This window comes from Streptomyces europaeiscabiei, from assembly GCF_036346855.1.
In the GTDB taxonomy this organism is placed as follows: domain Bacteria; phylum Actinomycetota; class Actinomycetes; order Streptomycetales; family Streptomycetaceae; genus Streptomyces; species Streptomyces europaeiscabiei.
The window spans coordinates 8,884,473-8,896,729 of record NZ_CP107841.1 but is presented as its reverse complement, the minus strand read 5'-3'; the positions used below and the strand labels follow the sequence as shown (position 1 = coordinate 8,896,729).

12 protein-coding genes are annotated in these 12,257 nt (G+C 71.8%); 2 read left to right on the top strand and 10 right to left on the bottom strand.

The window, feature by feature from the left end:
- Window positions 1-21 precede the first annotated feature (21 nt).
- From OG858_RS38650 to OG858_RS38605, 10 genes are all read right to left on the bottom strand, one after another.
- A complete protein-coding gene (locus tag OG858_RS38650) occupies window positions 22-606 on the bottom strand; it encodes a helix-turn-helix domain-containing protein (protein ID WP_328543982.1) in 585 nt (194 codons plus the stop codon).
- Window positions 607-671: 65 nt separating this feature from the next.
- Window positions 672-1,571, bottom strand: coding sequence for a LysR family transcriptional regulator (locus tag OG858_RS38645; protein WP_086748603.1), 900 nt, complete (start codon window positions 1,569-1,571; stop codon window positions 672-674).
- Window positions 1,572-1,654: 83 nt separating this feature from the next.
- Window positions 1,655-2,854: a glycine C-acetyltransferase gene (locus tag OG858_RS38640; protein ID WP_319266580.1), complete on the bottom strand. Its 1,200-nt coding sequence runs from the start codon at window positions 2,852-2,854 to the stop codon at window positions 1,655-1,657.
- 56 nt (window positions 2,855-2,910) lie between these two features.
- Window positions 2,911-3,939: an L-threonine 3-dehydrogenase gene (gene tdh, locus OG858_RS38635; protein WP_086748601.1), complete on the bottom strand. Its 1,029-nt coding sequence runs from the start codon at window positions 3,937-3,939 to the stop codon at window positions 2,911-2,913.
- 199 nt (window positions 3,940-4,138) lie between these two features.
- Window positions 4,139-4,696 carry a GAF domain-containing protein gene (locus OG858_RS38630; protein WP_086748600.1) on the bottom strand — a complete coding sequence of 186 codons (558 nt, stop codon included), beginning with the start codon at window positions 4,694-4,696 and terminating at the stop codon, window positions 4,139-4,141.
- Complete coding sequence (locus OG858_RS38625) at window positions 4,693-5,292, bottom strand: GTP-binding protein (RefSeq protein WP_086748599.1); 600 nt, start codon at window positions 5,290-5,292, stop codon at window positions 4,693-4,695. Before OG858_RS38625 ends, OG858_RS38630 begins: the two co-directional genes overlap by 4 nt.
- Complete coding sequence (locus tag OG858_RS38620) at window positions 5,270-5,641, bottom strand: DUF742 domain-containing protein (protein WP_086748613.1); 372 nt, start codon at window positions 5,639-5,641, stop codon at window positions 5,270-5,272. The genes OG858_RS38625 and OG858_RS38620 overlap by 23 nt, the downstream gene beginning before the upstream one ends.
- 2 nt (window positions 5,642-5,643) lie before the next feature.
- Window positions 5,644-6,075: a roadblock/LC7 domain-containing protein gene (locus OG858_RS38615; RefSeq protein ID WP_319065781.1), complete on the bottom strand. Its 432-nt coding sequence runs from the start codon at window positions 6,073-6,075 to the stop codon at window positions 5,644-5,646.
- Between the two features lie 80 nt (window positions 6,076-6,155).
- On the bottom strand, window positions 6,156-8,366 hold the full coding sequence (locus OG858_RS38610) for a sensor histidine kinase (RefSeq protein ID WP_328543983.1): 2,211 nt from the start codon (window positions 8,364-8,366) through the stop codon (window positions 6,156-6,158).
- A gap of 455 nt (window positions 8,367-8,821) precedes the next feature.
- Entirely contained in the window at window positions 8,822-10,000 is a 1,179-nt protein-coding gene (locus OG858_RS38605) for an MBL fold metallo-hydrolase (protein ID WP_319265686.1), read from the bottom strand.
- Window positions 10,001-10,182: 182 nt separating this feature from the next.
- Here OG858_RS38605 and OG858_RS38600 point away from each other — a divergent pair, with 182 nt between their 5' ends.
- Window positions 10,183-11,364 (top strand): Glu/Leu/Phe/Val dehydrogenase dimerization domain-containing protein, encoded by a 1,182-nt coding sequence (locus tag OG858_RS38600; RefSeq protein ID WP_319068284.1) that lies wholly within the window; start codon window positions 10,183-10,185, stop codon window positions 11,362-11,364.
- Between the two features lie 115 nt (window positions 11,365-11,479).
- Window positions 11,480-12,100, top strand: coding sequence for a TetR/AcrR family transcriptional regulator (locus tag OG858_RS38595; RefSeq protein ID WP_179201022.1), 621 nt, complete (start codon window positions 11,480-11,482; stop codon window positions 12,098-12,100).
- The last annotated feature ends 157 nt before the right edge of the window (window positions 12,101-12,257 follow it).

Here is a 12,257-nt window from a genome sequence, read left to right as displayed (position 1 = left end):
CCACATCCGTCACGGACTCGGTCACGGCTTCACCACCACCAGCGCGTACCGCACACCCTCGGGCCCGGGGCAGCGAAACCGCGTCGGCCCCCACACCCGCATCCGCAGACAGTCCCCGGCTGCCAGCCGGTGCTCGACGTCCCGGTCGGTGACGTGCAGGGTGCCGTCCAGGACCCAGATGTGCTGTTCGAGGCCGGGCACGGAGGGCCCGTCGTAGGCGATGTCCGCGCCCGCCGCGAGCCTCCCCTCGACGAGTTCGCCGCGCAGCCCCGCCATCGGTGGCGACACGGAACGCCGTACGAACCCGGAGGCCCTGTCCTCCCAGACGGCCTGCTCTCCTTCGCGCACGACGGAGACCTGTTCGGACTCGACCTCGCTGAGGAGCTGGGACATCGTCCGGCCGTACACATGACAGAGGCGGTTCAGGAGGGCGGCCGTGGGGCTGGTCTCCGCGCGCTCGGCCCGGGAGAGGGTCGATCGGCTCACACCGCTGCGGTCCGCCAACTCACCCAGGGACCAGCCGTGTTCGGCCCGCAGCCCGGCCAGGCGGGCGGCCAGGCGGAGATCGACGGGGTCCCGTACTGCCACTTCTTCGACTCTTCCCATATTCGGGATGCTATCCCGAATATGGGAAGTCGCTTCTTCGGTGTGCTCCGCCTCACCGCGCCACCTCACTCCGCCGCCTCACCCAGCGCCTCCAGCACCGGCCGGATCAGCGGGTGCCCCTCCGCCCCACGGCGTACGGCGGCGAAGACCCGGCGCGTGGGGGCCACCCCGTCCACGGGGCGTACGACCACGCCCGTGAGGTCCGTCCCGCGCAGCGCCGAGCGGGGTACGAGGGCGACGCCCGCGTCGGCGGAGGCGAGGGCGACGACTGCGCGGAAGTCGTCGGAGGAGTGTTCCAGGCGGGGCTGGAAACCGGCGTTCTCGCAGGCCAGGACGACGACATCGTGGCAGGGGTTGCCGGGGTAGGGGCCGATCCAGGTGTCCTTGGCGAGTTCGGCGAGCGGCACCTCGGCCGCGTCGGCGAGGCGATGGCCGACGGGCACGACCGCGTCGAAGGGCTCGGCGTACAGCGGGACGTGGGTGAGGCGGGGGTCGTCGGCGGCCGGAGCGCCCCGGTACTCGACGGCGACGGCGATGTCGACCTGCCGGTCCAGGACCATCGGGAGGCTGGCGTCGCCCTCGGCGTCCTGGACGCGGAGGCGGATGCCGGGCGCGGACACGGCGAGGCGGGCCAGCGCGGGCGCGACGACCTGGGCGATGCCGGTGGCGAAGGAGGCGACCGTGACGGTGCCGGCCGCGCCCGAGCTGTACGCGGCCAGTTCCGCCGCCGCCTGCTCCAGCTGGGCGAGGACCGCGTGGGTGTGGCCGAGCAGGATCTCGCCGGCCGGGGTGAGCCGTACGCCTTTCGCGCCGCGCTCGACCAGGCGGTGGCCCGTTTCCTGTTCCAGCGCGGTCAGCTGCTGGGAGACGGCGGACGGGGTGAGGTACAGCGCGGCGGCAGCCGCCGTCACCGTGCGGTGGTCGGCCACCGCACGAAGGATGTGGAGCCGCCGCGCTTCGATCATGGGACCGATTCTCTCAAATGCCCGCTTTCCCCCTGAACCCGTCCGTTCGGACCTCCGCCCCAAGGTCCGGCTCAGGGTCCGACTCAGGCCTCCAGCTCGGCCCGTGCCGCCACGAACGCGTCCACCGCCCGGTTCACGTCCGCCGTCGAGTGCGCGGCGGAGAGCTGGACCCGGATGCGGGCCTGGTCCTGGGGGACGACCGGGTAGGAGAAGCCGATCACGTACACACCGCGCTCCAGGAGCAGTTCGGCGAGACGGCTCGCCTTCGCCGCGTCGCCGATCATGACGGGGGCGATGGGGTGGTCGCCGGGGAGGATGTCGAAGCCCTCCTCGGTCATCCGGCCGCGGAACAGCGCGGTGTTCTCGGCGAGGCGGATCCGCAGGTCGTCGGCCTCTTCCAGGAGGTCGAGCACCTTCAGGGAGGCCGCCGCGATCACCGGGGCGAGCGTGTTCGAGAAGAGGTACGGGCGGGAGCGCTGGCGCAGCAGGGCGACGATCTCGGCGCGGGCGGCGACATATCCGCCGGATGCGCCGCCGAGGGCCTTGCCGAGGGTGCCGGTGATGATGTCGACGCGGTCCATGACACCGTGCAGCTCGGGGGTGCCTCGGCCGCCGGGGCCGGTGAAGCCGACGGCGTGGGAGTCGTCGACCATGACCATGGCGTCGTGTCGGTCGGCGAGGTCGCAGATCCCGCGGAGCGGGGCCACATAGCCGTCCATGGAGAAGACGCCGTCGGTGACGATCAGTTTCCGCCGGGCGCCGCCCTCCGTGGCCTCCTTCAACTGCCTTTCCAGGTCGGCGAGATCGCGGTTGGCGTACCGGAAGCGGCGGGCCTTGGACAGACGGATGCCGTCGATGATCGAGGCGTGGTTGAGGGCGTCGGAGATCACCGCGTCCTCGGGGCCGAGCAGGGTCTCGAAGACGCCGCCGTTGGCGTCGAAGCAGGAGGAGTACAGGATCGTGTCCTCCTGGCCGAGGAACGCCGACAGCCGGGCCTCCAGCTCCTTGTGCACCTCCTGCGTACCGCAGATGAAGCGGACGGAGGCCATGCCGTAGCCCCAGCGGTCCAGGGCCTCGTGGGCGGCGGCGATCACCTCGGGGTGGTCGGCTAGGCCCAGGTAGTTGTTCGCGCAGAAGTTGAGGACCTCGCCGGGGCGGCCGCCGGCGGTCACGGCGACGGCCCTGGACTGCGGGGTGCCGATGACCCGCTCGGGCTTGTGCAGGCCGGCGGCGCGGATCTCGTCGAGGGTGGCGCGGAGGTCGTCGCGCACGGAGTCGAACATCAGGAAGCTCCTAAAATGCTTACGCGGAAAGTGAGTTACGCCGATCGCCCGGACGCTCACGCGCTCCAGTCGAGGATGACCTTGCCGCCTCTGCCGCTCGCCGCGTCGGCGAAGGCCGCCTCGTGGTCGCGGTAGTCGTAGCGGCCGGTGATCACGGGGGCGAGGTCGAGGCCGCCCTCCAGGAGGACCGACATCGCGTACCAGGTCTCGAACATCTCACGGCCGTAGATGCCCTTGATGGTGATCATCGAGGTGACGATCCGGGACCAGTCGACGGCGAACTCCTCGGACGGCAGCCCGAGCATGGCGATCCGCCCGCCGTGCGTCATGTTGGCGATCATGTCGCGCATCGCGACGGGGTTGCCGGACATCTCCAGGCCGATGTCGAAGCCCTCGCGCAGGCCGAGGGTGCGCTGCCCGTCGGCGATGGTCGACTCCCGCACGTCCAGCGCGAGGCTGGCCCCGATCTTGCGGGCCAGCTCCAGCCGGTCCGCGCTGACGTCCGTGACCACGACGTGGCGGGCACCGGCGTGCCTGGCGACGGCGGCGGCCATCAGGCCGATGGGTCCGGCGCCGGTGATCAGGACGTCCTCGCCGACCAGCGGGAAGGACAGCGCGGTGTGCACGGCGTTGCCGAACGGGTCGAAGATGGCCGCGACGTCCAGGTCGACGGGGACGCGGTGCACCCAGACGTTGGTCGCGGGCAGCGCCACGTACTCCGCGAAGGCGCCGTCGCGTCCGACTCCGAGGCCGACGGTGGCGCGGCACAGGTGGCGGCGGCCGGCGAGACAGTTGCGGCACTTGCCGCACACGAGGTGGCCCTCGCCACTGACCCGGTCGCCGGCCTGGATCTCGGTGACGTCACGGCCGGTGTCCACGACCTCGCCGACGAACTCGTGGCCGGCCACCAGCGGAGTGCGGATGGCCTGCCGGGCCCAGCCGTCCCAGGACCTGATGTGCAGGTCGGTGCCGCAGATCCCGGTCCGCAGGACCTTGATCAGTACGTCGCCGGGACCGACCTCGGGCTCCGGGACGTCGACGAGCCACAGCCCGGGCTCCGCCTTCTCCTTGACCAGCGCCTTCAACGCGACGGCTCCTGTGGGTGCGCCCCCGGCGCCGGGCATGGCGAACAGGCCCGTACCGGGGAGAGGGGTGGGATCGCCGATCAATCTGCCGTACGGCGGTACCCCGGGTCCATCGAGGTTTTCTTAAGCTCCGCCGCAGCTTTCCTTCACACCCTGCCGGGCCGTGGAATCCGCCATGATGTGCCGACCGCTGCCCGTGTCACGGGAACGCCTCCCGCTCCTCGATCCGAGCGGTCAGTTCCGCGGCCATCGACTTGATGGTCTCCAGGCCGGCCCTGCCCCAGGGGCGTGGCTGGACGTCCAGGACGCAGACCGTGCCGAGGGCGATGCCCGTGCGGTCGAGCAGCGGGGCGCCCAGGTAGGAACGGATGCCGTGGTCGTCGACGACGGGGTTCCCGGCGAACTTCGGGTATTCACGCACGTCGTCGAGGACCAGCCCCTTGCGGCGGACCACCACATAGGGGCAGAAGCCGCGGTCACGGGCGAGGCGACGGTCCACCCCGAGCACCGTGGTGTCCGCCGTGGGCTCCGCCGACACATGCAGGCCGGCGAAGAACTGCCGGTACTCGTCGACGAAGGTGACCATCGCGTACGGCACCGATGCGACCTCGGCGAGGCGGTCCGCGAAGGCATCGAAGGCCGGTTCGGCGTACTCGCCGAGCCCCAGCAGCCGCAGCCGCTCCACGCGCTCGGGAGCGTCCCGGTCATCGGGGGTGAGCAGCAGCCGGCCGACCGGACGCGGCGGGTCGTACATCACGTGTGGGCTCCGTGGCTCGGGAGCTGGGCCGGGGTGTGGGCGAGGAGGTGCCGTACGAGGATGAGCAGGGTCTGGACGCCCGAACTGGAGATGCGGGCGTCGCAGCAGACGACGGGAATCTCCGGGTCGAGGTCGAGCGCCGCGCGCACCTCGTCGGCGTCGTAGCGGAAGGAGCCGTCGAACTCGTTGATGGCGACGATGAAGCCGAGGCCGCGCTGCTCGAAGAAGTCGACGGCGGCGAAGCAGTCCTCCAGGCGGCGGGTGTCGGCGAGGATGACCGCGCCGAGGGCCCCCTCGGAGAGTTCGTCCCACATGAACCAGAACCGCTGCTGCCCGGGGGTGCCGAACAGGTAGAGCACATGGCGCGGATCGAGTGTGATGCGGCCGAAGTCCATCGCGACGGTCGTCTCGACCTTGTTCTCGATGCCGTCGAGATTGTCGGTGGCGGCGCTCACTGTGGTGAGCAGTTCCTCCGTGCTCAGCGGCGCGATCTCGCTCACCGCGCCGACGAAGGTCGTCTTGCCGACCCCGAACCCTCCCGCCACCAAGATCTTCAGTGCGGCGGGAAAGGGATCAGAGCTGTCGTCGTAGTCCATCGAGCACTGCCTCCAGAAGAGACCGGTCTGTCGGGTTGTGGTGGAAAACCGGGGGCTTGGTGGTGAGGGCCCCGCAGTCGACAAGGTCGGACAGCAGCACCTTGGTGACCGCCGCCGGCAGCTTCAGGTGAGCGGCGACCTCGGCGACCGAGACGGGTGCCCGGCACAGGTCGAGTGCGGTTGCGTGCTCGGGGCCGAGATAGCCGAGGGGGGTCGCCCCGGTGGCCATCACCTGTGAGAGGAGATCGAGCGCGGTGGTCGGCCGGGTCCGGCCGTTGATGACGGTGTAGGGGCGTACCAGACGCCCGGCGGCGTCGTCGTACAGAGGTCCGTCGCCGGCCGCGGGCACGTTCAAGGCCTCATCGCGGAGGGTTCGACGCTTTGGCGGGGCCGGGTGACCAGGTACGGGCGGACGCTCTTGACGAGCATCGCCATCTCGTAGCCGAGGACCGCGGCGTCGGCCTCGCGTCCGGCGAGCACGGCGAGGCAGGTGCCGGAGCCCGCGGTGGAGACGAACAGCAGGGTCGAGTCGAGTTCGACGACGACCTGGCGGACGTCGCCGCCGTCGCCGAAGCGGACGCCCGCGCTGCGTCCGAGGGAGTACAGGCCGGAGGCCAGGGCAGCCATGTGGTCGGCGCTGTCCGGATCGAGGCCGTGGACCGACTTCACGAGCCCGTCGCAGGAGAGCAGCACCGCGCTCTTGGTGTGCGGTACGCGCTGGACGAGGCCGCTCATCAGCCAGTCGAGATCGGATACATGGCCGGTCGGCGCATCGCTCGCCATGGTGGATCGACTCCTTGGGGTGCGTTGGTCTGCGGGAGCGGAGGGGGTGGGGACCGTGGTGGGGGTGGGGAGGGGGGTGATCATCCGGCCGGTGTGCTCCCGTCCTGCCGGGACGTGCGGTCGTGTGCCGCGTCGAGGGCCGACGGCGGCGGTACGGCTATGGGGGCGACGCCCCTGGGGTGTCCGCCCAGGGGCTGGGCGGCGTCCCTGTGGGGCGCGTCCATGTGGGCCAGCTCCATGTGGAGTGCGTCCGTACGGCCCGTGCCGCCCGGTGACGCCGAGGCGAGGTGGCCCGTGTTCAGCTGTCCGGTGTCGATGCGGGACGCGGCGTCGGGGGCGGGGGGTGCGAGGTCCGCGGCGGTCGTGTCCAGTGTGGAGGTGTCCCAGTCGGAGCCCTCCATCTGACGGGCCTCGGCGAGTCCGATGCCGCGCTGGAAGGCGGCCATCAGCCCGGGGTCGTGGCCGATGTAGTGGTCGGGGTCCTGCCTGGGCGCGGGCGCGGGGCCGCCGCGGAGCTGGGGCACGATGTGCTGCTGGGCGCGGCGGCGGGGCAGTTGGGGCCTGCCCATGGTGCCGCGTACGGCGCCGCCGACGCGGGGGGTCGGAGGTGTGCCGGTGTTCTCGGCGACGGTCCGCCGGTCGTCGGGACCGACGCCGGGCACGGCCTCGGCCGGGTTGGGCCGCTCGTCCCGGGCGCCGCGCACCGGCAGCGGGGGCGGGCCGCCGCTGCCTCTGCCCGGCCCCTGCCGGCCGCCGGCCCGGCCGGGGCCCTGCTGCCGGGGCACGGAGGCACGCGCCGGATTCGGGGCGGAGCGGTGACCGGACTCGGGGCGCGCGGGCTGCGCGGGGGTCGGGCGGCCCGGCTGCGCCGGTAGGGGCCGGCCTGGGGTGGGCCGGCCTGACCGGTCGGTCGCCGGACGGTCGGCGGGTCCGGGCGCGGACGCCCGCTGGGAAGTGGCGGGCTGTGCGTGGCGGGGCGCGTCGGGGCGGCGTACGCCGGTGCTCTGCTCGGTGTGGGGCTGCGTCTGGGGCTGGGTCTGAGTCTGGGGCTGGGGCTGGGTCTGGGTCTGCGGCAGGTCGCTCGGGTCGCTGCCGAGCAGGCCCTGGGGAACGACGAACGCGGCCTGCACTCCGCCGTAGATGTTGGTCTGCAGGCGGACCTGGATGCCGTGGCGGCGGGCCAGCTGGGAGACGACGAAGAGGCCGATGCGGCCGTCCTGGAGGAGGCTGGCGACGTTGACCTGGTCGGGGTCGGCGAGCAGGGCGTTCATCTTGTTCTGCTCGGTGACGGGCATGCCGAGGCCCCTGTCCTCGACCTCGACGGCGAGCCCGGAGGTGACGAGGTTGGCGCGGAGCAGGACCTGGGTGTGCGGGGCGGAGAACACCGTGGCGTTCTCGACGAGTTCGGCGAGGAGGTGGATGACGTCGGCCACGGCGTGCCCGCGCAGGGTGCCGTCGACCGGGGGCACCAGTTTGACCCGGGAGTACTGCTCGACCTCGGCGATCGCGGAGCGCAGCACCTCGGTCATGGAGACGGGGTTGCTCCACTGGCGGCGGGAGACGGCGCCGCCGAGGACGGCGAGGTTCTCGGCGTGGCGGCGGATGCGGGTGGCGAGGTGGTCGACGTGGAAGAGGCCCTTGAGGAGGTCGGGGTCCTCGATCTCGTTCTCGAGATCGTCGAGGATGGAGATCTCGCGCTGCACGAGGGACTGCAGTCGGCGGGCCAGGTTCACAAAGACTTCGAGCTTCTGTTCGCTGCCCGCGTGGCTGGAGAGCTGGGATGCCTGGACGACGGCGGTGACGGCGCTGTCGTGGGCGCGGGCCAGGTCGCCGCTGAGCAGTTCGAAGTCGTCTGCGTCCGCGGCGGGTTCGGGTCGCGCTCCGCGGGCGGGCGGCTGGTCGCCGCGCCGGAGCGCGTCGACGAGGGCGCGCAGGTCGTCCTCGCTCTTGGTGCTGACCTGCCGCAGGGCACCGAGACGTTCGCGGACGGACCCGGCGGTGCGGCCGGCGGCCACGGCGGCGATCGCGATGCCGGCGAGAGCCACCGCGGCGGCTCCGGCGAGGACCGCCCACAGGGTGAGGCTGGGGCGGGCGCCGCCGGCGCGGAACGTGAACAGGACGGCGGCGCAGGCGCTGAGGGCCACCGCGGTGGGGGGCAGGACCGCGAGGCGCACCAGCTGTGGCCGTATGTGGATCTCGGGCAGCGAGGGGACGGCTCGGGTGGCCGATCGCCCGTGCCGCCCGCCCTCACGGCGGTCTGCGCGTGCGGCCGGTGCGCGAAGGTGAGACATCAGCGTCCTCGTACTGGTCCGTCTGGGGTGTGGGGGGTGCCGCGTCCGGGCGACTTGGGCATGCGCCCTCGCGTGTCGGTCGCGAGAGTCGAAGAATTCGGCACTGCGTCGCCCCACGGCAACTCACAGTAGTCGCCAACGCGTCAGGTGCGGTGCGCAGTTGACAAATACCTCCGCAATGCGCCCCGCTCTGGTATGAGGCTTCGTGCGACAGTCCGATAATTCTTCGGACGCTTGTTCCTGCCGAATTCCTTCTGTGCTCGAATTTCGATCGGAGTTGGCCAGAAAGGGTCGAGAACAGACGTCGAGGGCCGGGGAGCGAATTACTCCCCGGCCCTCGACGTCAATCCAAAAATCACCCTGTCGGGAGAATTCTCGACCCGTTCACCCTGCCGGTCACCACCGCGACACCTATGTCCACGCCCCCTGAGGGAGGCCTGGCGTCAGGCCTGGTGTCAGCTCTCCGCCACCAGGTCCAGCCGATCCCCCACGGGCGGCCAGGCGGACCAGCCGCCCACCGGCTGCTGGGACACGGCACGCCACCACGGATTCACCGGCGGTGTGCTCTTCGGCTCGAACGGCTCCCCCGGCTGCGGCGCGGCCATCGTGACCCCCGCAGCGTGCGTGGCCCACATCATGCGCTCGCCCGGCTCAGCCCAGGCGTGCATCGCCAGGTTGAACGTCGCCCAGTGGATCGGCATCATCACGCCGCTGGGCTCGCCGCCCTGCAGGTCGAGGTGGGTCTGCAGCCCCTCGTCGGGAGTCATGTGGATGTCGGGCCAGAACTCCGAATAGGCACCGACCTGGATCATGGTGATGTCGAACGGGCCGTGCTCGGCACCGATGTCCTTGAAGCCCCCGAAGTACCCGGTGTCGCCGCTGTGGTAGATCCGGTGCTCGTCACCGGCGACGACCCAGGAGGCCCACAGCGTGTGCTGGGTGTTGCGCAGGCCCCGGCCGCAGAAGTGCCGGGCGGGGGTGGCGGTCAGGGTGAGGCCGCCGACCTTCGTCGCCTCGTGCCAGTCGAGCTCGCGGATCCGGTTCGCGGAGACGCCCCAGTGCTCCAGATGGGCGCCGACACCGAGCGGCACGGCGAAGACCGTGTCCGTACCGGCCAGCTCCTTGATCGAGGGCATGTCCAGGTGGTCGTAATGGTCGTGCGAGATGACGACGACGTCGACCGGTCCGAGCGCGGCCAGGGGCACCGGCACCGGGTGCAGCCGCTTCGGCCCGGCGAAGGCGAACGGGGAGCAGCGCTCGCCCCAGACCGGGTCGAAGAGCACCCGGTGCCCATCGATCTCGGCGAGCACACTGGAATGGCCCATCCATGTGATCCGCAGTCCGCTCGCCGGGGGCCTGACCAGGTCGGCGAGGGTCGTGGAGTGCACGGGGATCAGCCCCGCCGGAGCACGCCGCACCCTCTCGTCCTTGCGGAAGTAGCTCTTCGCCATCTCCACGGCGGCACCGCCGGAGGGACGGACCTGCGCGCCCTCGGGGTTCACGAAGACCCCGTTCGCGAAGTGCGGGGATCTGCGGATCCGCTCCAGCCGGGCACCGCTCGGGTCCGCGCCGAAGGCGGCGGGCCGCGCTGCGCGCAGCCCCGAGCTGAGAGAACGGGATCCGGAACCGGACACGGCACCTCCTGGTGGATTCGCTCAGGCATCCCATTATGGTCCGCCCCTGTGACAGCGCCGGGTCCGACCCGTCCCCGCACGATGCAATACTGACCAACTATTCAGTAGCTCCTTTTGTTCCCGCCGCCCTCACCCACCTGCACCCTTTCCTTCCGCCTCTCCAGGCCGTCCCGAGGAGCCCCATGACCACGCCTCCCTTCGTGTCCCTCACCTGGACCGACCACGTCACGGGCCGGCGGGGCTTTCTCGTCGTGGACCGGCTGGTGCGCGGGGTCTCCAGCGGTGGTCTGCGGATGCGGCCGGGCTGCACGCTCGACGAGGTCGCCGGACTGGCCCGCGGCATGACCATGAAGGAAGCGCTGCACTACGCCCCCGAGGGTCGATACGTCCCGCTGGGCGGTGCCAAGGGCGGTATCGACCACGACCCGCGGGACCCGCAGGCGTACGACGTCCTCGTCCGCTACCTGCGCGCGATGCGCCCGTACATCGAGAACTTCTGGACCACCGGCGAGGACCTCGGTCTCACCCAGGACCTGATGGACCGTGCGGCCGCGGAGGCGGGCCTGGTGTCGACGATCCAAGCGGTGTACCCCCTCCTCGACGACGAGGAGACGGCCAGGCGGCGCCTCGCGGACGCCTTCGCGGTCCAGGTGGACGGCATCGGCCTCGACGAGCTGGTCGGCGGCTGCGGCGTCGCCGAGTCCGTGCTCACGGCCCTGGACCGGGCCGACGCGCCGTACGCCGGAACGCGGGTCGCCGTGCAGGGCCTGGGCACCATGGGCGGGGCCACCGCCCGCTTCCTCGCCCGCGCCGGTCTGACGGTCGTGGCCGTGGCCGACATCAAGGGCACCATCACGAACCCGGCGGGGCTGGACATCGAGGCACTGCTCACGGCCCGCGACCCGCACGGCACGGTCGACCGCTCCGCACTCCGCCCCGACGACCAGGAAGCGCCCGCCGATGCCTGGCTCACGGCCGAAGCCGACGTACTGGTCCCCGCGGCCGTCTCCTACGCGATCGACACCACCAACCAGCACCACGTCAACGCCCGGCTGATCGTCGAGGCGGCCAACATGCCCGTCCTCCCGGCGGCCGAGGAACTGCTCGCCGCACGCGGGGTCGTCGTCCTGCCCGACGTCGTGGTGAACTCCGGAACGAACGCCTGGTGGTGGTGGACGCTGTTCGGCGACATCGGTCCCACCGCCGACGAGGCGTTCACCCACACCCGCCGCTCCATGCGCGCCCTCGTGGACCTGGTGCTCACCCGAGCCGAGATCGACGACACGACTCCCCGCGCCGCCGCCCATGCCATCGCCGCCGACCGAGTCCCGGCGATCACGGACCGATTCGGCGTGCACCGCTGACGGGCGGCCGGGGATCCGGGCCGCGAACGGCCGACACCCTCCGGCGGTTACCGGCCGTCCCCGAGGTGGCTCGAACGCTGCGGCGGCTGTCCGTGGGCCTGGGTAGGGTTGCCGCGTGGCCAGGGTGCGGTTGAGTGTGGCCGAGCGGCGTGCGGAGCTGCTCCGGGCCGCCATCGAACAGATCGAGGAGCGAGGCGTCGCGGCGGTACGGATCGCCGACGTTGCCGCCGTCCTCGGGGTGAGCAACGCCTTGGTGCTCTACCACTTCTCGACCAAGGAAAGACTGGTGGCCGAGGCCTTCCGGTACGCCGCCGAGGACGACCTCGCCCACCTCCGCAAACTGCTGGGCCGCCGCACCACGGCACTGCGCCGACTGCGCGCGGCCGTCCGCTGGTACGCCCCGACCGGCCAGGCCAAGGGCTGGCGCCTGTGGATCGAGGGCTGGGCGGCCGCCCTCCGCGAACCCGCACTCCGCGAGGTCACCCGCGACCTGGACAGACAGTGGAAGGCCGCACTCACCGAGGTCATCGAAGCCGGCGTGGCGGCCGACGAGTTCCACTGCCCGGACCCCGCGGCGACGGCGCTCCGCCTCACCGCCCTCCTGGACGGTCTCGCCGTACAGATGACGACCTACGACGGAGCCGTCTCCCGCATCCGAGCCCAGAACTGGGCCGACGAGGCTCTGGCCCACGAACTGGGCCTGACCCGCGAGAACCTCACAGCGGCGACCCGCTGAACGAACCGCCGCCAACCGAGCAGGCCCCGCCACGACGGCGAGAAGCCGCCCGTCGGCGGAAGCGGCCGACGGCGGAAGCGGCCGACGGCGGAAGGAGCCGACCGGCGGACGGGGCCGTGCCGGTGCGTAGCACCCGTCGCGCAGAGCGGCCGGCCCG